The sequence below is a fragment of the Mesorhizobium sp. M2A.F.Ca.ET.043.05.1.1 genome (assembly GCF_003952445.1).
In the GTDB taxonomy this organism is placed as follows: domain Bacteria; phylum Pseudomonadota; class Alphaproteobacteria; order Rhizobiales; family Rhizobiaceae; genus Mesorhizobium.
Window position 1 is genome coordinate 4,405,837 of record NZ_CP034446.1, and the last position, 24,978, is coordinate 4,430,814.

22 protein-coding genes are annotated in these 24,978 nt (G+C 64.3%); 12 read left to right on the plus strand and 10 right to left on the minus strand.

Annotation, left to right across the window (positions count from 1 at the left end):
• The first annotated feature begins 68 nt into the window (after positions 1-68).
• The gene (mutS, locus tag EJ069_RS21360) at positions 69-2,807 is read left to right on the plus strand and encodes a DNA mismatch repair protein MutS (RefSeq protein ID WP_126062988.1); all 2,739 of its coding nucleotides are present in this window, start codon (positions 69-71) and stop codon (positions 2,805-2,807) included.
• Here the strand turns inward: mutS and EJ069_RS21365 are convergent, their stop codons facing one another.
• Positions 2,808-3,455, minus strand: a complete 648-nt coding sequence (locus EJ069_RS21365; protein ID WP_126062989.1) for an isoprenylcysteine carboxylmethyltransferase family protein — start codon at positions 3,453-3,455, stop codon at positions 2,808-2,810. It abuts the gene before it with no gap.
• 13 nt (positions 3,456-3,468) lie between these two features.
• The gene (locus tag EJ069_RS21370; protein ID WP_245456230.1) at positions 3,469-4,437 is read right to left on the minus strand and encodes a DUF3313 domain-containing protein; all 969 of its coding nucleotides are present in this window, start codon (positions 4,435-4,437) and stop codon (positions 3,469-3,471) included.
• A gap of 108 nt (positions 4,438-4,545) precedes the next feature.
• Here EJ069_RS21370 and EJ069_RS21375 point away from each other — a divergent pair, with 108 nt between their 5' ends.
• Complete coding sequence (locus EJ069_RS21375) at positions 4,546-5,136, plus strand: TetR/AcrR family transcriptional regulator (protein WP_126062990.1); 591 nt, start codon at positions 4,546-4,548, stop codon at positions 5,134-5,136.
• Between the two features lie 105 nt (positions 5,137-5,241).
• Here the strand turns inward: EJ069_RS21375 and EJ069_RS21380 are convergent, their stop codons facing one another.
• The 4 genes from EJ069_RS21380 to EJ069_RS21395 form a co-directional block, all read right to left on the minus strand.
• Positions 5,242-6,051 carry an MBL fold metallo-hydrolase gene (locus EJ069_RS21380; RefSeq protein WP_126062991.1) on the minus strand — a complete coding sequence of 270 codons (810 nt, stop codon included), beginning with the start codon at positions 6,049-6,051 and terminating at the stop codon, positions 5,242-5,244.
• A 42-nt stretch (positions 6,052-6,093) separates the two neighbouring features.
• The gene (locus tag EJ069_RS21385; RefSeq protein ID WP_126062992.1) at positions 6,094-6,939 is read right to left on the minus strand and encodes an aldo/keto reductase; all 846 of its coding nucleotides are present in this window, start codon (positions 6,937-6,939) and stop codon (positions 6,094-6,096) included.
• A gap of 90 nt (positions 6,940-7,029) precedes the next feature.
• Entirely contained in the window at positions 7,030-7,419 is a 390-nt protein-coding gene (locus EJ069_RS21390) for a DUF305 domain-containing protein (RefSeq protein WP_126062993.1), read from the minus strand.
• Positions 7,420-7,462: 43 nt separating this feature from the next.
• Positions 7,463-9,967: a heavy metal translocating P-type ATPase gene (locus tag EJ069_RS21395; protein ID WP_126062994.1), complete on the minus strand. Its 2,505-nt coding sequence runs from the start codon at positions 9,965-9,967 to the stop codon at positions 7,463-7,465.
• A 187-nt stretch (positions 9,968-10,154) separates the two neighbouring features.
• Here EJ069_RS21395 and EJ069_RS21400 point away from each other — a divergent pair, with 187 nt between their 5' ends.
• The 5 genes from EJ069_RS21400 to EJ069_RS21420 all read left to right on the plus strand — a co-directional run bounded on the left by EJ069_RS21400 (position 10,155) and on the right by EJ069_RS21420 (position 17,259).
• On the plus strand, positions 10,155-12,956 hold the full coding sequence (locus tag EJ069_RS21400) for a [protein-PII] uridylyltransferase (protein WP_126062995.1): 2,802 nt from the start codon (positions 10,155-10,157) through the stop codon (positions 12,954-12,956).
• Positions 12,957-12,996: 40 nt separating this feature from the next.
• Positions 12,997-14,604: a murein biosynthesis integral membrane protein MurJ gene (murJ, locus tag EJ069_RS21405; protein WP_126062996.1), complete on the plus strand. Its 1,608-nt coding sequence runs from the start codon at positions 12,997-12,999 to the stop codon at positions 14,602-14,604.
• Between the two features lie 172 nt (positions 14,605-14,776).
• A complete protein-coding gene (trpS, locus tag EJ069_RS21410) occupies positions 14,777-15,844 on the plus strand; it encodes a tryptophan--tRNA ligase (protein WP_126062997.1) in 1,068 nt (355 codons plus the stop codon).
• Between the two features lie 159 nt (positions 15,845-16,003).
• Positions 16,004-16,495 carry a universal stress protein gene (locus EJ069_RS21415; RefSeq protein WP_042645830.1) on the plus strand — a complete coding sequence of 164 codons (492 nt, stop codon included), beginning with the start codon at positions 16,004-16,006 and terminating at the stop codon, positions 16,493-16,495.
• A gap of 194 nt (positions 16,496-16,689) precedes the next feature.
• Positions 16,690-17,259 carry a NifU family protein gene (locus EJ069_RS21420; RefSeq protein ID WP_073987681.1) on the plus strand — a complete coding sequence of 190 codons (570 nt, stop codon included), beginning with the start codon at positions 16,690-16,692 and terminating at the stop codon, positions 17,257-17,259.
• A gap of 186 nt (positions 17,260-17,445) precedes the next feature.
• Here the strand turns inward: EJ069_RS21420 and EJ069_RS21425 are convergent, their stop codons facing one another.
• A complete protein-coding gene (locus tag EJ069_RS21425; RefSeq protein ID WP_126062998.1) occupies positions 17,446-18,063 on the minus strand; it encodes a L,D-transpeptidase in 618 nt (205 codons plus the stop codon).
• Positions 18,064-18,288: 225 nt separating this feature from the next.
• Here EJ069_RS21425 and cueR point away from each other — a divergent pair, with 225 nt between their 5' ends.
• Positions 18,289-18,693, plus strand: coding sequence for a Cu(I)-responsive transcriptional regulator (cueR, locus tag EJ069_RS21430; protein WP_126062999.1), 405 nt, complete (start codon positions 18,289-18,291; stop codon positions 18,691-18,693).
• A gap of 22 nt (positions 18,694-18,715) precedes the next feature.
• On the opposite strand, the gene EJ069_RS21435 is transcribed toward cueR, so the two are convergent.
• The gene (locus EJ069_RS21435; RefSeq protein WP_126063000.1) at positions 18,716-19,681 is read right to left on the minus strand and encodes a helix-turn-helix domain-containing protein; all 966 of its coding nucleotides are present in this window, start codon (positions 19,679-19,681) and stop codon (positions 18,716-18,718) included.
• Between the two features lie 232 nt (positions 19,682-19,913).
• Between EJ069_RS21435 and EJ069_RS21440 the strand changes: the two genes are divergently transcribed.
• Positions 19,914-20,702, plus strand: a complete 789-nt coding sequence (locus tag EJ069_RS21440) for an outer membrane beta-barrel protein (RefSeq protein ID WP_126063001.1) — start codon at positions 19,914-19,916, stop codon at positions 20,700-20,702.
• Between the two features lie 7 nt (positions 20,703-20,709).
• On the opposite strand, the gene EJ069_RS21445 is transcribed toward EJ069_RS21440, so the two are convergent.
• Both EJ069_RS21445 and EJ069_RS21450 read right to left on the minus strand, forming a co-directional pair.
• Positions 20,710-21,180, minus strand: a complete 471-nt coding sequence (locus EJ069_RS21445; RefSeq protein WP_042645834.1) for a nucleoside deaminase — start codon at positions 21,178-21,180, stop codon at positions 20,710-20,712.
• Between the two features lie 209 nt (positions 21,181-21,389).
• Positions 21,390-21,680: a hypothetical protein gene (locus EJ069_RS21450; RefSeq protein WP_126063002.1), complete on the minus strand. Its 291-nt coding sequence runs from the start codon at positions 21,678-21,680 to the stop codon at positions 21,390-21,392.
• A 771-nt stretch (positions 21,681-22,451) separates the two neighbouring features.
• On the opposite strand from EJ069_RS21450, the gene EJ069_RS21455 reads away from it, so the two are divergent.
• The 3 genes from EJ069_RS21455 (at position 22,452) to EJ069_RS21465 (ending at position 24,976) form a co-directional block, all read left to right on the plus strand.
• Positions 22,452-22,952 carry an MmcB family DNA repair protein gene (locus tag EJ069_RS21455; protein WP_189475914.1) on the plus strand — a complete coding sequence of 167 codons (501 nt, stop codon included), beginning with the start codon at positions 22,452-22,454 and terminating at the stop codon, positions 22,950-22,952.
• A gap of 188 nt (positions 22,953-23,140) precedes the next feature.
• On the plus strand, positions 23,141-23,887 hold the full coding sequence (locus tag EJ069_RS21460; RefSeq protein WP_126063004.1) for an SDR family NAD(P)-dependent oxidoreductase: 747 nt from the start codon (positions 23,141-23,143) through the stop codon (positions 23,885-23,887).
• Between the two features lie 42 nt (positions 23,888-23,929).
• Positions 23,930-24,976, plus strand: coding sequence for an RNA polymerase subunit sigma-70 (locus tag EJ069_RS21465; protein WP_126063005.1), 1,047 nt, complete (start codon positions 23,930-23,932; stop codon positions 24,974-24,976).
• The last annotated feature ends 2 nt before the right edge of the window (positions 24,977-24,978 follow it).

A 24,978-nucleotide genomic window follows, 5' to 3' on the forward strand; every position in this document is an offset into this window, starting at 1 on the left:
TCCAGTCTTCCCCTGCTTTTCGCGCCGCCGGCATTAAACCGAGCTGCCACTTCTGCTAGCGTCCCGGCATGAACATGCACATGCCGACAGATACCGACGCCCAGGAGAAGACGACGCCTGCGCCCGCCACCGGCGGCGTCACGCCGATGATGGAGCAGTATATCGAGATCAAGGCGGCGAACCCTGACTCGCTTTTGTTCTACCGCATGGGCGATTTCTACGAGCTGTTCTTCGACGACGCGGAGAAGGCGAGCCAGGCGCTCGGCATCGTCTTGACCAAGCGCGGCAAGCACCAGGGCCACGACATTCCGATGTGCGGCGTACCGGTGCATGCGGCTGACGACTATCTGCAGAAGCTGATCGCGCAGGGTTTTCGCGTCGCCGTCTGCGAGCAGATCGAGGATCCGGCGGAAGCCAAGAAACGCGGCTCAAAATCGGTGGTGCGCCGGGACGTGGTGCGGCTGGTCACGCCCGGCACCATCACCGAGGACAAGCTGCTCGCGCCCTCGGAATCGAGTTTCCTGATGGCGCTTGGCCGCGTCAAGGCTGGCGGCGCCGCTGCCAGCCAGGCGAGCTTCGCGCTGGCCTGGATCGACATTTCGACCGGCGCGTTCCGCGTTGCCGAGACGAGCGCCGAGCGGCTGCTTGCCGACATCTTTCGGGTCGACCCGCGCGAATTGATCGTCGCCGAGCCGGTTTTCCACGATCCGGACTTGCGGCCGGTCTTCGATGTGCTTGGCCGGGTCGCCAATCCGCAGCCGCCGTCGTTGTTCGATTCGGCCTCGGCCACGGGCCGCATCGCGCGCTTCTTCGAGGTGGCGACGCCGGACAGTTTCGGCACCTTCTCGCGCGCCGAATTGTCGGCGATTTCGGGCGCCATCGCCTATGTCGAAAAGACGCAAAAAGCCGAACGCCCGCCGCTGTCGCGACCGGAGCGCGAGGAGCAGGGCTCGACGCTGTTCATCGACCCGGCGACGCGCGCCAACCTGGAACTTCTGCGCACGCTCTCCGGCAGCCGCGACGGCTCGCTGTTCAAGGCGATCGACCGCACCGTGACCGGTGGCGGGGCGAGATTGCTCGCCGATCGGCTGATGGCGCCGCTGACCGACCCGGCCGCAATCGCGGCAAGGTTGGATTCGGTCTCCTTCTTCCGCTCCGAAGTGCGGCTTTGCCAGAGCCTGCGGGCGAGCCTGAAAAGCGTCGCCGACATGCCGAGGGCACTGTCGCGGCTGGCGCTCAACCGCGGCGGGCCGCGCGACCTGGGGGCGCTGCGCGCAGGCTTCGAGGCTGCGAGAGCGATCGCCGAGTTGTTCGCGGCGGCCGCGTTGCCCGCCGAGCTCGCAGCGGCGCTGGCAGCGATCAAGGCCCTGCCCGAGGCGCTTGCCGGCCATCTCAGCGAAGCGCTCGACGACGAGCTGCCGCTGATCAAGCGCGACGGCGGCTTTGTGCGTACCGGCTATCACGCGGAGCTCGACGAGATGCGGGCGCTGCGCGACGAATCGCGAAAAGTGATCGCCGGGCTGGAGCGCTCGCTGATCGAGGAAACCGGCATCCGCTCGCTGAAGATCCGGCACAACAATGTGCTCGGCTATTACATCGAGGTGACGGCCAACCATCACTCGATCATGACCGGCAGCGACGGGGCCAAGGCGCGCTTCATCCATCGCCAGACCATGGCCAACGCCATGCGCTTCACCACGACGGAGCTGGCGGAGCTGGAATCGAAGATCGCCAACGCCGCGGACCGGGCGCTGAGCATCGAGCTCGCCGCCTTCGACCGGCTGACGGCGGAAGTGGTCGGCGAGGCGGACAGCATCCGTGCCGGCGCCGAGGCGCTTGCCGCTCTGGACGTGTCGGCGGCATTGGCGCTGCTTTCCGAAAGCGAGGGCTGGTGCAGGCCCACGGTCGACGCGAGCCTCGCCTTCGAGATTGTTGGCGGGCGCCACCCGGTGGTCGAGCAGGCGCTCAGGCGTTCCGGCGAAGGGCCGTTCGTCGCCAATGATTGCGACCTCTCGCCCGAAAGCGGCGCCAAGGCCGGCGCCATCTGGCTGCTCACCGGTCCGAATATGGGCGGTAAATCGACATTCCTCAGGCAGAATGCCTTGATCGCCATCCTTGCCCAGACCGGCTCCTTCGTGCCGGCGCAAAGCGCCCATATAGGCGTCGTCGATCGCCTGTTCTCGCGCGTCGGCGCCTCGGACGACCTGGCGCGCGGCCGCTCGACCTTCATGGTCGAGATGGTCGAGACGGCGGCGATCCTCAACCAGGCGGGCGAGCGGGCGCTGGTGATCCTCGACGAGATCGGCCGCGGCACCGCGACTTTCGACGGGCTGTCGATCGCCTGGGCGGCGGTGGAGTACCTGCATGAGAAGAACCGCTGCCGGGCAATTTTCGCCACGCATTTCCACGAGATGACGGCGCTGGCGGGCAAGCTCCCCCGGCTCCACAACGTCACCATGCGCGTCAAGGAATGGGAAGGCGACGTCGTCTTCCTGCACGAGGTCGGCAAGGGCGCGGCCGACCGCTCCTACGGCGTGCAGGTGGCGCGGCTGGCCGGCCTGCCGGAAGCGGTCGTCGCCCGGGCCAAGGAAGTCCTGCATCAGCTGGAAGAGGGCGAGGTTTCGGGCAAGACCAACCGGCTGGTCGACGATTTGCCGCTGTTTTCGGTGGCGGTGAAACGCGAAGCGCCGAAGCCGGTCAAGAGCGATGCGCTGGGCGAAGCGCTCGTTGCGATCAATCCCGACGAGATGACGCCGCGCGAGGCGCTGGAGGCGCTCTACCGGCTGAAGGGACTGGCGAGCCGGTAATCAAAACAATCGGAACATCGGCGTCACCAGCCCTGCCGACTGGAGCCAGCCGAACAATTCGACCGCGAGTACCGCCGCAAGGAAGTAGGAGCCGTCGATGGCGGTCCGCTTCAGCGCCACCGAATCGAAGGTGACGGGAGACGGGCCCAGGACGTCGTCGTCATCGCGCCGCAGACGGGGAAAGAAGGCCGGCACGCTTCGACGATAGCGCCGATACGCCGCTCCGAAGATCGCGTCCAGCGCGACCACTTCGCGAGCCGCGACATAGGAAAAGACCAAGCAGGTGAAGACAAAGAGAGACGCCGAAAGGATCAGCGACCCGAATGTCAGCCCGACGCCGGCCAGTCCAAGGGCCGAGAAGAAATAGAGCGGGTTGCGCGTATAGGCATAGGGGCCGGTCGTGACGAGCTCACGGTTCTTGCGTCCGCCAACATAGAGCGCTGCCCAGCAGCGGCCGCCTATGCAGAGGAGGATCAGCACGGTACCCGCAAATTCAAGCATTTCGCGAAAGGTGCTGCCTTGCGGCCACCCGCTTTCCGCAAGCAGGGCCGGCGCCAGGACGACGGGAGCAGCCAGCCAAAGGAAACGGATCCTTCTGCCCTGTTGAAAAACCGCCGCGGCAAGCGGCATCGGTGACTTCTTCTGCATTTGCGTCGTCGCCTCAATCGTTGCGCACCGCGGCTCCCTTGTCGGTCCAGGCCGGCGGCAGTCCCATCCGGTCGCCGACGAAGCCGACCAGTCCGGGCGATTTGCCGAATGCCTTGCAGGCCGGATATTTCGGCTCCCTGCCGATCATGGCGCGCATCTCCGCCCTGGTTGGGAGAGACGGCAGCGTGCCGAAGGGCGTCTTGCCGGTGACAAGCAGCTTGCTGAAATCGTGGCCGAACTTCGCCGCCAGCTCGTAGGCGTCGCCCTCCCGGGCGACCCGGCCCGAATCCAGCAGGGCGTTCGCGCCGCGTCCCCAGATCATGGCCGCCGCCTGCTTGCCGTTGACGCCAACCGCTTCGGCTTCAAGCGACAGGCTGCCCAATCCGATCGGCAGGCGCGGAACCGGAATGTGCATTTCGGGAAGCGCGACGGAAACCGCCGTGGACGCAACTTTCGAAACGCCGACCGCCAGCGCATTCGTCGGCGTCGCATGCGTTACCATGGCGTGGACCGTCAGGTCGGCCGGCTCGGTCAGGGCGACCACTTGAAAGCGCTGGCTGAGGCCTGAGCAGAGGGTCCTGTCGACGGCATTCGTGATCAGGCCGCGCTGCGCCGGCGTCAATGTCGATTTTCCGGCGGCGGGCGGTGAAAAGCCCGTCGGAATGATCCGAACGGTTCTTGCCGCGAGCACGTCGTCCTTGCTCACCCGCATCAGCGAGCGGGCCAACCAACCGTCCGACGGTTTCAACTCGTCATAGGATTGCAGCGAGCCTACCTGATCCAAGGGCGCGGACGCGCAGCCGACCGCGAGCATGCTCAAGACCAGCACAAACGGCCATATTACGCGGTGATCCGCGCCGCACGCGCCCGGATCGACCGGGGCGATGTGAGCCTCGCGACGGGAACGCAAGCAAGCTGCCATGGATGCCTCTGACTGGGTGCGCCCGGCGGGGCGTATTGGGGGGAGCATCAATAATTGCACTCAGTGCAATAAATTGATGGCGCCATTATGGCGAGGTGCAATGACGGGACTTGAACATACGCCAAATTTCTTGTCGCATCCGGGGAGTGGTCATGGCAGGAGCGCTCCATGAACGATGCGCCAAAACCAGAAGGCCTGCGCGAGCGGAAACGGCGGGAAACGTCCCGCCGTATAGCCGACGCCGGCCTGAAGGCTTTCCTGGCGAATGGCTATGACGCGACCACGCTTGACGAGATAGCTGCCGCCGCCGGCATCTCGCGCCGGACGTTCTTCCACTATTTCAAAAGCAAGGATGAGGTGCTGTTTGCATCCCTGGGCAACCACGCGAGCGTGGTCAAAGCATCGATCCTTGCGGAGCCACCCACGGGAACGGCGATCGACATCGCCCGCGATGCATTGCTCAATATCATCGGCAGCTTCCAGGGGTCGCAAATGATGGCGACGGCCAAGATCATGCGGGAGAGCAAGACGCTGCGCTCGCGCAGGCACACGGGTTACCTGCAGCTCGAGCAAGCCATTTTCGAAGGGTTGTGCGAGCTGCGGCCGGACCAGGCCCGCGACAGTCTGCGACTGGTCGCCTTGGTGACGGTCGTCGCGTTGCGCCTGGCGGTGGAAACATGGCAGCAGCAACAGGCTAGGCATCCGCTGGCAGGATATGTCCGGGATGCCTTTGAAAGGCTGAAAACCGAGATTCGATAAGTCCAGCCGCTCGAGGGATCGCAAAAGAACACAAGCGGTGTTGACTCATTGTACCGATCGGCGATTGCGGATGCGGCTTGAGCAAGCGGCCAGGATGTGGCGTTCCTACAGAGGTTCGAAGCGAAAGCCTGTTTCGCCTCGCGAAATCCGGCCGACGCCCGGTGAATCGAGATGCGCTCCGGCGACGCACCAGGCGTTGTTGGCGGCAAGCGCCAAAATGCGCAGCCGGGTCTCGCGCGCCTGGTCCTGGTCGGCGTCGAATTCCCACGCTACCTCCGGCCGCTCTAACTGAAGCGACGGCACATGCACGATGTCGCCCCAGACCAGCAACGTCTCGCCGCCGCTCGTGACACGAAAGCCGGTATGACCGACTTCGTGGCCGGGAGCGGCGACGGCCTCGATATTCGCGCTCAGCTGCTGTCCAGGGTCCAAAGGTTCCGCCCGATCATGGAAGCGGCTCAACCTCGCTACCGACCGGAACATGTCGAGCTCTGCTCGAGGGACAAATAGGCGGGAAAGCCGCGGGAAACCGTCGCGACCATCGGCAAGGACAAGCCCGTGGATGTGGTCGAGATGGGTGTGGGTGAAGGCAATTGTGCGTATGCGATCGACGTCGATCCTCGCCTCGCCCAGCGCCTGCGGCAGAAAGCCCATCGTCGGGTGCCAGGCGTTCGAGGAGCCGGTATCGATCAGCGCGATGTCTTCGCCGTCGTCGATGGCAAAGGCATTCACCGACAATCTGAGAGCGCCGTCGAAGAGCGGCACCTGCGGGGGGAAATCGTCGCCGAAGGGCTCGCCTCCCGCCTTATGCAGCCGCCGGACCGGCATGTCGACATAACCGTCGCGGAGCGAGGTGACGGTCAAGTCGCCGATTTTATAGGCCGTGTGATGCGGTCCGGCGGAAATTCGTTCCAATGCCTGCTCCCGGTTCAGTCGCAAATCCGGATGAAGTTGTGGCTAGATCATCTCCAGGCCGCGCTTGCGCGTCGGCGGCGGGAAGGCGCGGTCGAGTTCGGCCAAATCCTCAGGCGTCAGCTTGATGTCGAGCGCCGCGGCGTTCTGGCGGACATGCTCCTGGCGGCCGGCCTTTGGAATGGCGATGACACCCGGCTGCGCCATTGCCCAGGCGAGCGCGATCTGCGCCGCGGTGGCGTTATGCCGGGCAGCGACGGCCTCCAGCCGCGCATTGCGCGCCAGCGCACCCTGCTCCACCGGCGAATAGGCCATCAGCGGGATGCCGCGCTTCAGGCTCCAGGGTGCCAAGTCGAATTCCGGCCCGCGCCGCGAGAGATTGTAGAGGATCTGGTTGGTCTGGACATTGTCGCCGGACGGCAGACCGACAAGGTCTTCCATCTCGTCCGTGTCGAAATTGCTGACGCCCCAGTGGCGGATTTTGCCTTCGGCTTTCAGCGCCTCGAACGCCTCCACTGTTTCCGACAGCGGCACGCTGCCCGGCCAATGCAGCAGATAGAGATCGATGCGGTCGGTGGCTAACCGCTTCAGGCTGGCCTCGCAGGCGCGCTTGACGCCGGCGCGCGAGGCGTTGGAGGGCAGCACCTTGGAGACCAGGAAGGTCTCGTCGCGGCGCCCGGCGATCGCCTCCGCCACCACCTCCTCGGCGCCACCGCTGGCATACATTTCAGCGGTGTCGATCAATGTGATGTCGAGGTCGATCCCAAACTTCAGTGCCGCCACCTCATCGGTGCGGCGCCTGCGGTCCTCCCCCATCTTCCAGGTGCCCTGGCCCAGCACCGGAACGGCCTCACCGGACGGCAGCTTGAGGGTTCTGACTGTTGACGGCATGGCTTCCTCCGCGGGGGCTTGGATCGCAGCACAGCCAAAAGCGGAAATCCAGACCAAAGCCGCGCGGCCGCCTGGATTTCCCGGGAGCGGCTACTTCGCCGGGTGCTTGGCGAGCCAGTCCTGCATCTGCTTGATCTCGGCTTCCTGCGCCTTGACCACGCCTTCGGCGAGCTTGCGGATTTCCGGATCCTTGCCGTTGGCGATCACCACCTTGGCCATGTCGATGGCGCCCTGATGATGCGGGATCATGCCACGGACGAAATCGACATCGGCATTGCCGGTGTATTTGATCGCCATGTCCTTGTGCATCTTCTTCATCGCCGCCTCATAGCCCGCCGTGGCCGGGCTCTGGGCGCCCATCGCCATCTTGGACATGTCGTGCTTCATCTCCTCGGACGAGGCCGGCACGCTCTCGAGGAAGACGGCAAGCAGCATTCCCGCCGCCATCAAAAGCAGCACGATTTTCTTGGCCAGGGTCATTCAAGGTCTCCTTGTGGTTGAGGTTCGTATCTGGGAGCTTCGTTCAGAGTTTCAACGTCCTCAGCCGCAGAGCATTGGTAATGACCGACACCGACGACAGGCTCATCGCCGCCGCCGCTATCATCGGCGACAGAAGCGTGCCGGTGAGCGGATAGAGCACGCCGGCCGCGACCGGCACGCCGAGCACGTTGTAGAGGAAGGCGAAGAACAGGTTCTGGCGGATGTTGCGGATCGTCGCCTGGGCCAGCGTGCGCGCCCTGACGATGCCGTTGAGGTCGCCCTTGACCAGCGTGATGCCGGCGCTTTCGACCGCGACATCGGCGCCGGTGCCCATGGCGATGCCGACATCGGCGCCAGCCAGCGCCGGCGCATCGTTGACGCCGTCTCCGGCCATGGCCACGCCAGCGCCGCTCGCACGCAGTTGCTCGACCAGCGCACCCTTCTCATCCGGCAGCAGGCCGGCGCGGACCTCGTCGATGCCAAGCTTGCCGGCGATCGCTTTTGCCGTGCGCTCGTTGTCGCCGGTTGCCATGATGATCCTCAGACCTCTGTCATGCAGGGCCTTGATCGCCTCGGCCGTCGTTGCCTTCACGGGATCGGCAACGGCGACGATGCCGGCGAATGCGCCGTCGACGGCCACGAACATGGCCGTCTTGCCCTCGGCCTGCATCGCCTCGGCATTGGCCGCCGGCGTTTCGACGCCGAGGTCCGCCATCATCGCCGCATTGCCGAGCGCGACCTTCCTGCCGGAAACCGTGCCCGAGACGCCCTTGCCGGTGACGGCCTCGAAATCGACCGCATCGGCCAGCTTCAGGCTGCGCGCGGCGGCGCCCTCAACGATCGCCTCGGCCAGCGGATGCTCCGAACCCTTTTCGAGCGCGGCCGCGAGGCCCAACAGCTCGTTCTCGTCAATATCTCCGGCCGCGACGACATCGGTAAGCCGCGGCTTGCCTTCGGTCAGCGTGCCGGTCTTGTCGACAATCAGCGTGTCGACCGAGGCGAAACGCTCCAGCGCCGCCGCCTCCTTGATGAGCACGCCGGCATGCGCGCCGCGTCCGGTCGCCGTCATGATCGACATCGGCGTCGCCAGACCGAGCGCGCAGGGACAGGCGATGATCAGCACCGACACCGCCGAGACGATCGCGAAGATCAGGCTGGGCTCTGGGCCGAGGAGAGCCCAGGCGACGAAGGCGATGATGGCGACCAGCACCACGGCCGGTACGAAATAGAAGGACACGCGGTCGGCCAGCCCCTGGATCGGCGCGCGCGACCGCTGCGCCTTGGCGACCATCTCGACGATGCGCGACAGCGTGGTCTCGGCGCCGACCTTGTCGGCGCGCATGACCAGCGAGCCGTTTTTGTTCAGCGTGCCGCCGGTAAGCACGGAGCCTTCCGTCTTTTCGACCGGCAGCGGCTCGCCCGTGATCATCGATTCATCGATCGCCGAGCGACCTTCCAGCACGGTGCCGTCGACCGGAACGGCGTCGCCCGGACGAATGCGCAGCCGATCGCCGGTCTGCACGCTGTCGAGCGGCACATCTTTCTCGGAACCGTCGGCGCCGATCAGACGCGCCGTCTTCGGGGCAAGGTCGAGGAGCGCGCGAATGGCCGAGCCGGTGCGCTCGCGGGCCCTGAGTTCCAGCACCTGGCCGAGGAAGACAAGCGCGACGATGACGGCGGCAGCCTCGAAATAGACCGGCACGGCGCCGTCATGGCCGCGGAACTGATGCGGGAAGATGTCGGGAAAAAGGGCGGCGACCACGCTGTAGAGATAGGCAGCGCCCACGCCCAGCGAAATCAGTGTCCACATATTGGGGCTGCGGTTGACAACCGATTCCCAGCCGCGATGGAAGAACGGAAACGCCGCCCAAAGCACCACCGGGCTCGCCAGCGCCAGCTCTACCCATGTCTTCGTCCGGCCGTCGATGAGACTTTCGAAGCTGAGGCCCAGCATCGGCGCCATGGCAAAGATCAGGAGAGGAGCGGAAAGCGCCGCGCTGACCCAGAACCGGCGCGTGAAATCGACCAGCTCGGGATTCGGGCCTTCATCGCCGGTCGGCACGCCCATCGGCTCCAGCGCCATGCCGCAGATCGGGCAGGAGCCGGGCTTGTCGCGGATGATTTCCGGGTGCATCGGGCAGGTGTACCGCGCTCCCTTCGGCATCGGCTGCGGCTCGGGCCGGCCGGCAAGGTATTTTGCCGGCTCCGCCTCGAACTTGCCTTGGCAAGCGGCCGAGCAGAAATAGAAGCCCTTGCCATCATGACGTACAAAGTGCCTGGCACTGGCGCGATCGACGCTCATGCCGCAGACAGGATCGGTGGCCGTCAGGTAGCTCTCCGGCTCGGCTACGAACTTCGTGCGGCAGCGCTCGCTGCAGAAATGAAAGGTTCGTCCGCCGTGCTCGGCTGTCGGCTTGCCGGCCGCCGGATCGACCGTCATGCCGCAGACAGGATCGCGAATCACAGCTTCGGCCGCGGACGCTGCAGTTTTCGCGGAGCAGCAGGATGCGCCATGCGAGTGATGATGGTTGTGGTCGGAATGGGTCATCAGCAATGCCTCGGAAATTCGAATTGAGGCGGAGGTAGTCCTTCCAGCTACTGGAAGGTCAAGGGCCAGTTTCGACTTTCGGAAATTCTGGTCGTTTGGCCTAGCGCTGCATCAATCGCGCGCCATCGGAAACGCGTGCGCCAGCCCCATACACAGCGCGAAGAAAACAGGCTATAGACGCCGCCGAATGGCAAAGATCTCCCTGAAACTCAACGAAATCATCGATGGCGACGCCTTGCGCCGCGACTTGACCGCGCTGACGTCGGCAAGCGCCGGCGACGGTTCGGGACCGGCGGTTCGCACCGCCGTGCTCCAATTGCTCAAAACCAGGCTGGCGGAGGGGCGCAAGATCGCCGAGGCCATGCTCAAGGAGGATGGCGGCGGCAATGCCTGCGCCGAGCGGCTCTCGCATCTGATGGATGAGCTGATCCGGGCGCTCTATGATTTCGCCGCCACCCATGTCTACCGAGTCAAGAACCGTTCGGTGGCCGAGCGCATGGCGGTCGTGGCGGTCGGCGGCTACGGCCGCGGCACGCTGGCGCCGGGCTCCGACATCGACCTCCTGTTCCTGCTGCCCTACAAGCAGACGCCATGGGGCGAGCAGATCGTGGAGTATATGCTCTACATGCTGTGGGACATGGGGCTGAAGGTCGGCCACGCCACCCGCAACATCGAGGACTGCCTGAGGCTGTCGCGCAGCGACATCACCATCCGCACCTCGATCCTCGAGGCGCGTTTCCTGTGGGGCGAACAGAAGCTCTATGAAGAACTGCTCACCCGCTTCGACCACGAGGTGGTGCGCACGACCGGGCCGGAATATGTGCAGGCCAAGCTTGCCGAGCGCGACGAGCGCCACGCCAAGGCCGGCGAAAGCCGCTACCTGGTCGAGCCCAACGTCAAGGACGGCAAGGGCGGCCTGCGCGACCTGCAGACACTGTTCTGGATCGGCAAATATTTCTATCGCGTGCGCACCGGCGAGGAGCTGGTCGAGAAGGGCGTCTTCACCCAAGCCGAGTATCGCGAGTTCCAGAAGGCCGAGGACTTCCTTTGGGCGGTGCGCTGTCACATGCACTTCCTCACCGGCAAGGCGGAGGAGCGGCTGCATTTCGACATCCAGCGTGAGATCGCCGAACGTCTGGGCTATACGACGCATCCCGGCCTGTCGGCGGTCGAGCGCTTCATGAAGCACTATTTCCTCGTCGCCAAGGATGTCGGCGACCTCACCCGCATCTTCTGCGCCGCGCTCGAAGAAGAGCAAGCCAAGCATGTGCCGGGCTTCAACCGCATCTTCCTCACTTTCCAGCGGCGCAAGCGCAAGCTTGCCGGCACGTCCGATTTCATTGTCGACAACCACCGCATCAACATCGCCGACGATGGCGTGTTCGAACGCGACCCGGTCAACCTGCTGAGGTTGTTCTGGTTCGCCGACAAGCATGGGCTGGAGTTCCACCCCGACGCGCTGAAGCTGCTCACCCGCTCGCTCGGCCTGGTCAACAAGTCGCTTCGGCGCGACGAGGAGGCCAACCGGCTGTTCCTCGACATATTGACCTCGGACCGCAACGCCGAGCTCAATCTCAGGCGCATGAACGAGGCCGGGCTGCTCGGCAGGCTGATCCCCGACTTCGGCAAGATCGTCGCCATGATGCAGTTCTCGATGTACCACCACTACACGGTGGACGAGCATCTGATCCGCTGCATCGGCGTGCTGGCCGAGATCGAGCGCGGCGATGGCGAGAAGATCCACCCGCTGGCGCATTCGCTGATGCCGGGTCTGAAGAAGAGCCGCGAAGCGCTTTACGTCGCGGTGCTGCTGCACGACATCGCCAAGGGCCGGCCGGAAGACCATTCGGAGGCCGGCGCCAGGATCGCGCGACGCATCTGCCCACATATGGGGCTGTCGCCGGCCGACACCGAGACCGTCGCCTGGCTGGTCGAAAACCACCTTGTGATGTCGATGACGGCGCAGACGCGCGACCTCAACGACCGCAAGACGATCGAGGATTTCGCTTCGATCGTGCAATCGGTGGAGCGGCTGAAGCTGCTTTTGGTCCTCACCGTCTGCGACATACGCGGGGTCGGGCCGGGCGTGTGGAACGGCTGGAAGGGCCAGTTGCTCCGCACGCTCTATTACGAGACCGAGCTGCTGCTGACCGGCGGCTTCTCGGAAGTGTCGCGTGCGCAACGCACCGCCGCCGCGCGCGAGCGGCTGGCCGAGGCGCTCTCGGCGTGGCCGGCCAAGGAGCGCAAGCGCTATGTCGCGCAGCACTATGAGAACTACCTGCTGACGGTCGACCTCAACGACCAGCTGCGCCACGCCGAATTCATCCGTGAGGCGGATGCGGCGGGCAAGAAGCTCGCGACCATGGTCAAGACGCATGAATTCGAGGCGGTGACGGAGATCACCGTGCTGGCGCCGGACCATCCGCGCCTGCTTTCGATCATCGCCGGGGCCTGCGCCGCGGCCGGCGGCAACATTGTCGACGCGCAGATCTTCACCACTTCCGACGGACGGGCGCTGGACACCATCCTGATCTCGAGGGAGTTCGATCTCGACGAGGACGAGCGCCGCCGCGCCGAGCGGGTCGGCCGGCTGATCGAGGACGTGCTGTCCGGCAAGAGCTGGCTGCCCGAGATGATCGAGAAGCGCACCAAGCCGAGGCGCGGGGCCAAGGTATTCAGGATTCCGCCGCGGGCCGAAATCCGCAACACGCTGTCGAACCGTTTCTCGGTGGTCGAGGTCGAGGGGCTGGACCGGCCTGGCCTGCTGTCCGAGATCACCGGCACGCTCTCCGACCTTTCGCTCGACATCGCCTCGGCGCATATCACCACCTTCGGCGAGAAGGTCATCGACACATTCTATGTCACCGACCTCACCGGACAGAAGATCGACAGCCCGACGCGCACGGCCACCATCCACAAGCGGCTGATCGATACGCTGGAAGGCAATTCGTCGGAACGCAGCGGCAAGGCCAAGGCGGCGGCCGAGTGACCATCCATTTGACGCAATTTCCCTGGCAGTCATCCCCGGCATGAGCCTCGTCAAGAAATTCGCCACCGTCGCTTCCGGCACGCTGATGAGCCGCGCGCTGGGTTTCGGCCGCGAGATGCTGATGGCGGCGGCACTCGGCACCGGGCCGGTCGCCGACGCCTTCAACGCCGCCTTCCAGTTCCCCAACACCTTCCGCCGGCTGTTCGCCGAAGGCGCGTTCAACGCCGCTTTCGTGCCGCTCTTCGCCAAGGAGATCGAGCAGCATGGCAATGAGGGCGCCAAGCGCTTCTCGGAGGAAGTGTTCGGCGTGCTGTTCTCGGCGCTGCTGGCGCTGACGATCGCCATGGAACTGGCGATGCCGCTGATCGTGCGCTACCTGGTGGCGCCGGGCTTTGCCGACATTCCGGGCAAGTTCGAGACGACCGTCACGCTCGCCACGATCATGTTCCCGTATCTCATCTGCATGTCGCTCGGCGCCATGATGGCCGGCATGCTGAACTCGCTGCGCCGCTATTTCGCGGCGGCGATCGCGCCCGCCTTCCTCAACATCATCCTGATCGCGGTGCTGGGTTACGCCTGGTATCACGGGCTGGACGCGCATGATGTCGGCTTCGGCCTCTCCTGGGGCGTGCTGGCGGCGGGCATCGTGCAGCTCGCCATCGTCTGGATCGCGGTGCGCCATGCCGGCATCTCGATCGGCTTTCGCCGGCCGAAGATGACGCCCAACGTCAAGCGGCTGCTGATCCTGGCGCTGCCGGCGGCGATCACCGGCGGCATCACCCAGATCAACCAGCTGATCGGCACAGCGATCGCCTCAGCGCAGAACAGCGCGGTCTCGTCGCTCGCCTATGCCGACCGCATCTACCAACTGCCGCTCGGCGTCGTCGGCGTGGCCGTCGCCATCGTGCTGTTGCCGGAACTGTCGCGGGCGCTGAAATCGGGCAACCTCGTCGAGGCCGCGAACCTGCAGAACCGCTCAGTCGAGTTCACGCTGTTCATGACGCTGCCGGCGGCGGCGGCGCTCTGGGTCATGTCCGAACCGATCGTGCGGCTGGTCTATGAGCGCGGGGCGTTTGCCGCCAACCACTCGACGCCGATCGTCGCCTCGATCCTGGCGATCTTCGGCCTCGGCCTGCCCGCCTTCGTGCTGATCAAGGCTTTCACGCCGGGCTACTTCGCGCGCGAGGACACGCGCACGCCGATGATCTTCGCAGCCATCTCGGTCGGCGTGAACGTCGCCACGGCGCTCACCCTGTTCCCGTCCATGGGCGCGCCGGGCATCGCGGTGGCCTCGGCCGTCGCCGGCTGGGTCAACGCGCTGATGCTGCTCGCCATGCTGATCCGGCGCGGACATTGGGGCCGCGACATCCCGCTCTTGAAGCGCATTCCAAGGCTGGTGCTGTCGGCGGTGATCATGGCGACCGCGCTTTACTTCGCCGAGCACTACTTCGCCGCAAGGCTCGGGCCCGGCTCCCCCCTGGTGGTGAAGGCTACGACGCTGTTCGCGCTGGTCGGCGGGGGCGCGGCGCTCTACTTCATCGCCGCCTTCGGCACCGGCGGCGCCGATTTCGGCATGATCCGCAGGAACGTGAAGCGGGGCGAGGCAAAATCCGCGCCGCCCGAACCGAAGACCAGCCTGGACGAATAACCCAAGCAGGCTTGCAGCAACACCGGTCTTGATCACGTCGCGCCCTTCGTTCATAAGCGCGCCGTCGAAAGACTTTCGCCGCGCGCGGTTTCCAGCCGCATGATTGGCTCCAAAAAGTCTGCAACTTTTTGGAATCATGCTTAGACGGCCCTCCACAAGCCATGAGGAACTCATGTCCGCCTTCAAGCCACTTGTCTTTTCGGGCGTCCAGCCGACCGGCAATCTGCATCTCGGCAACTATCTCGGCGCCATCAAGAAATTCGTCGCCCTCCAGGAACAGTCCGACTGCATCTATTGCGTCGTCGACATGCATTCGCTGACGGCGCAGCTCGTGCACCAGGACCTTGCCGACCAGACCCGCTCGATCACCGCTGCGTTCCTGGCCTCCGGCATCGACCCGAAGAAGCACATCGTCTTCAACCAGTCGCGGGTCATCCAGCACGCCGAGCTTGCCTGGATCTTCAACTGCGTGGCGCGCATCGGCTGGATGTACCGGATGACGCAGTTCAAGGACAAGGCCGGCAAGGACCGCGAGAACGCCTCGCTCGGCCTGCTCGCCTATCCGAGCCTGATGGCAGCCGACATCCTGCTCTACCGCGCCACCCATGTGCCGGTGGGCGAGGACCAGAAGCAGCATCTGGAGCTCACCCGCGACATCGCGCAGAAGTTCAACAACGACTTCTCCGAGAAGATCGCGGCGCTCGGCGTCGGCGTCGAAATGCAGGTCGGCGAGGAGACGGTGAACGGCTATTTCCCGATCACCGAACCGGTCATCGGCGGTCCGGCGGCGCGCATCATGAGCCTGCGCGACGGTTCCAAGAAGATGTCGAAATCCGACCCGTCGGACCTGTCGCGCATCAACCTGACCGACGATGCCGACACCATCTCGAAGAAGATCCGCAAGGCCAAGACCGACCCCGAAGCCTTGCCAAGCGAGATCGACGGACTTGCAAGCCGCCCCGAGGCGGAGAACCTCGTCGGCATCTATGCCGGCCTCGCCGAGATCTCGAAGGAAGACGTGCTGAAGGAATATGGCGGCCAGCAGTTTTCCGTGTTCAAGCCGGCGCTGGCCGACCTTGCCGTGGAGAAGCTGGCGCCGATCGCTTCCGAGATGCGCCGCATCGAGGGCGACCGCGCCTATGTCGACGCCGTGCTCAAGGACGGCGGCGACCGGGCCCGCGCCATCGCCGAAGGCACGATGAAGACGGTGCGCGACATCATCGGCCTGCTGCAGGACTGACCGACCGGTCTAAGTAGTTGTTTCGACGCAATTCCGGACGGAAAACCGCTTCACACTTTTCCTGGAATTGCTCCAGGACCATCGCCACGCCGGCCGGCGGCTTGCCGCCGGTTCGCGGCGGTGGCAGATTGCGGCCGAATTGATACCGAGCAGATAGACATGGTCTCCAAACGCCTCAGCCGCGAAGCCGGCCATCGCCGCAAATTCCTGGCGATCATCGACGACACGCCCGAATGCGAGCGTGCGGTCGCCTACGCCTCGAAGCGGGCGCAGCACACCAACGGCGTGCTGGTGCTGCTCTATGTCATCGAGCCTGACGACTTCCAGCACTGGCTGGGCGTGGAAAAGATCATGCGCGAGGAAGCAAACGCGACGGCGCGCGGAGCCCTCGACGGCCACGCCAACAAGGTGCGCCAGAGCGTCGGCATCGAGCCGGAACTGGTGGTGCGCGAGGGCAAGCCAACCGACGAGATCCACAAGCTGATCGAGGACGACCAGGACATCGCCATTCTGGTGCTGGCCGCCGGCGCCGGCAAGGAAGGCCCGGGGCCGCTGGTCAGCGCGGTTGCCGGCCGGGGGGCGGCTTTCCCAATTCCTGTCACGGTGGTGCCGCAGAATCTGTCGGATGAGGAGATCGACAGCCTCGCCTGAGATGTGCTGATATTCAGGTGAGGCCGGTCTGCGAACGGCCTGACCTGAATCTCAACACATCTCAAGTGGATGAGGGTCGAAAACATTCCGCCAGCCAGCCGTTCAGGGCGACGCGTTTCGCTTGAATGTCCTGCCGATAGAGCCTATTTAGAATTGTTCCAAACTATCGGCCCAGGAAGGGCCTGGAGATACCGATGTTCATCCAGACCGAATCGACGCCGAACCCGGCGACGCTGAAATTCCTGCCGGGCAAGGAAGTGCTGCGCGAAGGCACAGCCGATTTCCGCAACGCCGAAGCCGCGGCGGAGGCCTCGCCGCTGGCCGGCCGTCTGTTCGAGATCCCGGGCGTCACCGGCGTTTTCTTCGGCTATGATTTCATCACCGTGACCAAAGACGGCCCGGACTGGCAGCATCTAAAGCCGGCCATCCTCGGCGCCATCATGGAACACTTCATGTCCGGCGCGCCGGTCATGGCCTCGGCCGCCCCGACGAGCGAAGCCGGCGGGACCGGCGAGTTCTACGACAAGGCCGACGAAGAGCTGGTGCTGACCATCAAGGAGCTGCTCGACACGCGCGTGCGCCCCGCGGTTGCCCAGGACGGCGGCGACATCACGTTCCGCGGCTTCGAGAACGGCACCGTGTTCCTGCACATGAAGGGCGCCTGCGCCGGCTGTCCGTCGTCGACGGCGACTTTGAAGCACGGCATCCAGAACCTCCTCCGGCATTTCGTTCCAGAGGTGCAGCAGGTCGAGCAGGTCGCCTGAGACTTCCTGCCGCCTGTCGCGTAACTGGCAAAAATCGCTGATCGCAAAAACAAAAAACCGGGCCCCAACAGCCCGGTTTTCTGTTCTTGGACGTCTTGTTGTTGCCTAGACGGTCCGCCTGCGAAACTCTTTAGTTGACCATGATCTTTCCCGAAAACCGGCTTCCACTTTTCGGGATCATGGTCCTTACATCACGATGACCTTGGCGCCGACCGACGTGCGGTCGTAGAGGTCGATAATGTCCTGGTTCATCAGCCGGATGCAGCCCGACGACATCGCCTTGCCGATCGAGAACCATTCCGGGCTGCCATGCAGGCGGTAACCCATGTCGCCGCCCTTGTTGAAGAGGTACATGGCGCGCGCGCCGAGCGGGTTCTTCAGCCCCGGTTCCATGCCGCCGGCAAACTTGGCGAGCTCAGGCTGACGCTTGATCATTTGCGAAGGCGGCGTCCAGGTCGGCCATTCGCGCTTCAGCGCGATATGGGCGGTGCCGTGCCACTCGAAGCCCTCGCGGCCGACGCCGATGCCGTAACGCATCGCCATGCCGTCGCCCTCGATGAAGTAGAGGAACTTGTTCTGGGTATCGACAATGATGGTGCCCGGCTTTTCCGAGGAATCATACCGCACTTCCTGGCGGTGGTACCTGGCGGGGACCTTCTCGATCGGGATGCGCGGCAGCTGATAGCCGGCATCGGTCATCGCGCCATAGTTGTTGGTGAACAACTGCCCGCCAATGGTGCTGCAGCCGCTGATCGCGGTCGACAGCGCAAGGGCGGCGAGAATTGCAAACGACTTCAAGCGCATGAAAAGGTCCGACGCCCTGTCTCTGTATCAGCGGCACGAGTCGGCCGCTTTCTTGCCATCATTCATGCTGGCATTTCTTTTGCTTGCCAAGCGCGCACTGCCTATATGCAAGGCTTTACCTGCCGGTAGATGCCGAACTGCGGCATTTCCGCAACAGGCCTCACAGGATTGTGAAGCAAAATCAATGGGGCAGCTCGAAGGCTGCCGGACATTAGGGAGAACGCCATGAATGTCGGTGATGCAGCCGAACGTTCCGGCCTGCCGGCCAAGACCATCCGCTACTATGAGGAGATCGGCTTGATCCGTCCGGCGCGGGCCGATAATGGCTATCGCGACTACTCCGGCGAGGACATCCACCGGCTCGCCTTCCTGCGCCGTGCGCGCAATCTCGGCTTCTCAATCGACGATTGCAGGCAGCTTATGGCGCTTTATCAGGACCGCGAGCGCGCCAGCCACGACGTGCGCGAGATCGCCGCCGCCCATGTCAGGGCGATCGAGGAAAAGGTGCGTGAATTGCAGTCGATGCGCTCGACGTTGCAAAAGCTGATCCACGCCTGCCACGGCGACGACCGCCCGGACTGCCCGATCCTGGACGATATGGCTGGCTCGGCGGATCGGGTACCCGCCTGACGGGACAGCCAGCGCCCGGAAGCTATCCCCCGCGATATTGCGTGGGCGAGGCGCCGAACCGCACCCGGAACCGCCGGTTGAAGTAGGACACATCGTTGAACCCGGCGGCTAAAGCGATGTCGCTGACCTTGGTGGCGTCGTTGCGGACATCCGACAGCATGGCGCATGCCTTTTGCAGCCGCAGTTCCAGGACGCGCTCGGCAAAGGTGCGCCCGCTCTCGAGCAAAAGCGTGTTGAGATAGCGCCGCGAAAGCCCCACCGCGCGCGCCACCGTCTCCGTCGACAGCGCCGGGTCAGCGAAACGCGCCTCGATCACCGCCAGAGCCTCGCGCAGCCGCGCCGCGCGCAGCCCGCGACCGATGGCGATTTCCGCGGCATCGCCCTTGGCCCCCAGCGCCAGCACGATCAGATCGGCCAGCGCCGTTCCGGCCTGGCGCGACAGGGCCGGCTCTCCATCCAGTTCCTCGGACTGCAGCAGGAAGTCGATCGTGCGCTCCAGATGGCGCACGGCGGGACTTGCCGGGTCGAGCCGCGTCACCGGGCGATCATCGGCATGCGGCACCTGTCTCAGCAACGTGGCGCGGGGGATGGAGGCCAAGACCCAGGACGTGACGCCGTTCGTGAAACTGCGGCAGGGCTGGGCCACGTTGTAGGCGATGCCATTGCCGCGCTGCAGCGACAGATCGCAATCGGCGACGGACCAGACCTGCGGCCTGGGGCTGCGGTAGAATCCCACGAAGATATCGTCGCGGTCGTTGGCGACATGCCGGCGCGTGCGCACATAATACTCGGTCGTGGTCTCGAACAGGCCGACGCGAAGGTCGCCGAGAAAGCGCATCTTCGTCGCCGTCGCGAAACGCTTGTCCTCGGCATGCCTGATCTCGGCGTCGCCGAGCTGCTCCATCCACATGTCGCGCCAGAGGCGAAAGCGATCCTTGTCGCTCAGATGCGCCGGCAGGCTGTCGGACGAAAAATCGATCTTCTGCATTGGCGGAAATCTGTTTGCTCCGTCTTCAGCCTAGCATGGCCGTCGCGGCGCGGATCGGCCAAAAAGAAACAATCCAGCTCACCAGTCCAATTCCAGAGCCATTCGGTCCAAGCCGCGATCATTTGGGTCGGTATTCGTTGCAGCCGCGCCACATTCCCGATCGATTTCAAACCACGCCCGCCCATCCAATGCCGGAGCCCGCCGGTCCAAGACGGCAGCCGCGAAATCGGTCATGGCTGCACGTGCCAAGATCAACCTAGAGGACTTTTGCATGAGAGTTTTGCGCGCGGCCGGCATCGTAATCGCAAGCATGTTGGCGCCGGCGGCGTCGGCGGCCGACATGAATGCCGCGGGGCAAGCGCCGGCACGGGACTGGAGCGGGTTCTATCTTTCGGCCGGCGGCGGGTTCGGATGGTGGAGCGCCGACCAGTACACCATTTTAGGCGGCGGCCCAGTTTTTGAGCCGACCGCGCATACATCGGGAGACGGTGGCTTCGGCACGGTAGGCGGCGGCTTCGACTGGCAATTTGCTCCTTGGTGGCTGGTCGGAGCCTTTACCGATATTCAGTTCGGAGACCTCAGGGGCGAAATTAGATCGCCCTTTTCGGAGTACCAAGGGACAACGCGCGACAAACTGAACTATGCCGCCGGCCTACGTCTTGGCGTGCTTGCGACACCGGACGCGCTGATCTACGTCAATGGCGGCTACAGCCACGCCGATTTCTCGGGATCGAGCTTGAACCTTCCGCTTCCTCCGCCCCTTAGCGTTGCCGGACACCATCACAGCGGCTGGTTCATAGGCGGCGGCATCGAAAACTCGCTTGACTTTACCGGCCTATCTTCGCCGGGCTGGTTCATGAAAACCGAATACCGCTTTGCCGACTACAGTCGCGAGAACGCACAAATCTACGTCGCAACCACTGGCGCCCCAGCCAATGCCATCGCGTTCAAGTCGAAAGTGCAGACGCTTTCGTTCTCGCTCGTCTATAGGTTCAACGAGGCGGGAGGCACGCGGTTCTAAGACCGCGTCAGCGCTTCCAGAAATCGCGGTGCGGTGCGAGCAACTCGTCCGCGATTTCGGGGAACGGACCGAAGACCTCGATCTTCTTCTGGCCGGAAGCGAACACGGTGCGCGAGGCGAGGTTCATCGTCGGATTCTCCTCGTGATCGCCGGTGAGCGCCAGGAGATCGGTCTCCTCGTAGCCGTAGACCAGCCGGCCGATATTGGCCCAATACATGGTGCCGGCGCACATCGCGCAGGGCTCGCCGGTCGTGACCAGCGTGCATTGCCACAGGAACTCCGGCTCATAGGCGGCCGCGGCACGACGGGCGAGCTCGGTCTCGGCATGGCGCACCGTGTCGAGATTGCCCTGTCGCATCAGCACCCGATCGTCCGGCCCGACCAGGACGCAGCCGAACGGATGATGCCCATGCGCCGCCGCCTCGCGCGCGACGGCATCGGCGGAGCGCAGGTGGGCGAGCATCTGATCTCGGGTCATGGGGAAATCCTCTCACGGCGAGATTGCTGCCGAGGGGATGCGGTTGGCAAGAGCCGACCGTCGATCGAGCCGTCTCCGCGGGCTGCGGCTCTCCCCCTTTTTTCCCAAGACCCCTGATGGCCGCCACCAACTGGATGGGCCGGGCTATCGCGCCGGCGCAGACACCGCCGCCGAAGGACGATAAGACGAAAAAGGCCAAATAGCTCTGGTCACGTTTTGGCAGAGACTTCCATTTCGTCGCCAACTTTCCCGAGAGCCTGGAGCATTCTTTTTAGCTGCCCCTTTGCGTCAATTTCTAAGGCGTCCAATGGCCTAGAGTGATCGAAGGCCACGACACGAAGTTTGACGGTTCTGTCAGCAGACAGGATCACCTCGTATTGGAATTCAGCCCCAGACTTCCCCCGTTCATATCGCATCGTCCCATCAGGTTCGATGTAGGATTGGGTTGAGCCATCTGGCCCAAAAAACGAAATACTAATCAAGCCATAGTCGACCGCCATAGGAGCCTCCAATGAAAGAACCTGACATCGTGCGCGCACTTGCAGTTCACGCGCTTCTGACTTCTGTATTGTTCGCAAAAAGCGACGCCGAAACGCGCTCAAACGCCTTCGAATACATCACAGATCGCTATTCGCGTTGCGAGCTAGATGCTAGCGCCGTGACAGTTTTGCTAGAATCTGAGGGACCGCTTGTGTCACATCGGCAAGCGTAACGTATTTCTTTTCTTTAAGAAGCTTCACCTCTTTTTTGAGGTTCGAAACTTCACTGCGAAGTTGAAGAATGGCCGATTCAAGCTATGCAATTTTGCCGTCGTCTGACATTTAACCCCTCCCAAGCCAAGCGCGGATACTATCCATCCGAGCGCCGGCTTTGTCAAAGGACGCCTCATTCATCCGCTGGTTTGGGGCTGGGATGGGCTAGTGCTTCGGCGGTCCCTTGTAGAGATACCGAAGTGGGAAGGCTATAATCACCCCCAAAATTACAATCACCAAGGACCAATAGAGGTATGGGTCTTCAGCCCGATTCAGGGTTGTCAGGCCGCCGCTATGCTTTGGGATGGTGGCCTCACCTGTCCATAACCAAAAGGCGACGAATGCGCCTCCAACAAGCGCTTCAGCGACGAGAATGCCTTTGATGATCGGTGAGTGCTGACTGTCGGCCATGGCTACGCTTTGAATTCGCAATAGGGGGATTGGCTTGGTCTGTCAAATATACAATCGCCCCGCTTAAGCGGGTTCAAACCGTGAACAAAATCTGGCATGGTGTCTTCCATGCCCATCGTTTCCCCGATTCCCCTCAACCCACTGATCGACGGCCGCCAGTCGGAGCGCGCCATGCTGGTGCGGCGCGGCGTGCAGCGGCTGCTCCGCGAAATGGGCGCGCATGTGCTGCCGGAGCTATCGCTCGCCACCGGGCGGCGCGCCGATCTCGTCGCGCTGACCAGGCAGGGCGACATCTGGATCATCGAGATCAAATCCTCGATCGAGGATTTTCGCGTCGACCGCAAATGGCCGGACTACCGGCTGCATTCCGACCGATTCTTCTTCGCCACCCATCCTGGCGTTCCGCAGGATATCTTTCCCGAGGAATGCGGCTTCATGCTCTCCGACGGCTATGGCGCGGAGATCCTGCGCGATGCGCCCGAGCACCGCATGGCGGCTGCGACGCGCAAGGCGCTGATGCTGCGGATCGCGCGGGCGGGCGCCGCGCGGCTGCTGGCAGCCGAGCTTGCCGGCGTCGCGGTGCCGGCGCTGGATGGCGAGAGCGAGTAGAGCCTTCGCGCAAGGATTGACCGCCGGCGTCTTGCCGCTGACGTCCGGCGTCGAGCCGGGGTTCAAACTGACCCCTCGCCTGCGGCCAACGAGAATTTTCGTCTCGCACCGATGATTTCCGCCGATCTCGATTGTCTTCACCTACAGGCGCGTCCGGATGGCCGGCGGCCCGGAAAAGAGGTGATCACATGAAACCGTTGCAAAATCAGAATGTCGTCGTGGTTGGAGGCAGCCGGGGCGTCGGCCGCGCGATCGTGGAAGCCGCGCTTGGCGCGGGAGCGACCGTGCTTGCCGTCGCCCGAGGCGCCGCCGACCTGAAGCAGCTTGCCTGGGAACGGCCGGGCTTGAGGACCCTCAGCATGGACGCGACGGCGGAAGCCGCGCCGCAGGCGGTTTTCAATGCGCTGGCGCCCGACGTGCTGGTGGTCTGCGCGGGGGCGCTCGCCGCTGCCGCGCCGATCCAGGAGCAGAGCTGGGAAGTCTTCTCGGCGAATTGGGAAATGGACGTCAAGGCCTCGTTCCTGTTCTGCCGCGAAGCCCTCAAGGGTCGGCTGAAGCCCGGAGCCCGCGTGCTGCTGATTGCCAGCGGCGCCGCCATCACCGGCGGACCGCCGAATTCAGGCGGCTATGCCGGCGCCAAGCGCATGCAGATATTTCTGGCCGGCCACTGCCAGAAGGAATCGGACAAGCTCGGCCTCGGCCTGCGCTTCATGGCGCTTTCGCCCGCCCGCATCATGCCGGGAACCGGCGTCGGCGATCGCGGCATCGACAGCATCGCCGCCTATATGGGCATCCGCCCGGCCGACTTCCTCGCCAGCTTGAGCGACATGCAGACGCCGGACGATGTCGGACGTGCGGTGGTCGAACTCGCGACGGGCAAGCCGCAGGGCAGTTCCTTTACCGTGAGCGGCAGCGGCCTTGCGGCAGCGGCATGAGGCGAGCAGGATGGCGGCCGAATTCAGCGCGGCGGGCTTCCCATGACTGACGCCTCCGGCCCTATCGAGCCTTTGGGTAGGCAAGGCCAGCCGGCCCTTGACCGGCTGGCCTTCGAACGCCTGAGCGTCGCCCACCGCCGGGCGCTCAAGCTGCATTGCTACCGGATGATGGGCTCGCTCAACGAGGCGGAGGATCTCGTCCAGGAGACGTTCCTCAAGGCATGGCGCGCGCGGTCGCAATTCGACGGGCGCGGCTCGGCGCGGGGCTGGCTCTACGCGATCGCCACCAAGAGCTGCCTCAACGCGATCAAGGCACGGTCGTCGGCGCGGCGCATTCTCGAGCAACCCGGACGGCCGCCCTCCGAAGGAGGCGCGACCGGCGGCCCGATCGCGGAACTCGCCTGGCTGGATCCATATCCGGACGCGGAGCTGCCGGATATTGCCGACCACAGGCCCGGCCCGGAAGCGCGCTACGAGGCTCGCGAGGCGGTACGGCTCGCATTCGTGGCGGCGATCCAGCTGCTGCCGCCCAGGCAGCGCGCGGCCCTCCTGCTTTGCGATGTGCTCGGATGGTCCGCCATCGAGACCGCGCAATTGCTCGGCGGAACCACAGCCTCGATCAACAGCGCCTTGCAGCGGGCCCGCGCGACGCTGGGCGGACACCATACGGAAGGCAGTCCGCCGCAGCGATCAGAGCCCGGTTCGGACGAAGGCCTGCTGCTCGAACGCTATATGGAGGCCTGGCAGGCCGACAATCTCGACGGGCTCGTCGAGTTGCTGCGCGATGACGCCGTCTACCACATGCCGCCATGGCGGGAATGGTACCGCGGACATCAGGCGATCGGCGCTTTCCTGGCAAGCGTCTGGGGCAATTTTGTCCGCTATCGTGCGGTGGCCACCGGGGCCAACGGCCAGCCGGCAGTGGGCGTTTACGCGCTCGGCCGCCGGGATTCCATCTGGCGGCCGCATTCGCTGCATGTCATCGAAGCCGCCGACGGCAAGATCGCCGCGCTGACGATCTATGTCCCGCCGCTCGGCCCTGCCCTGTTCGCGGCCTTTGGCCTGCCGCCGGAACCTTTCGTGCCCTGAGT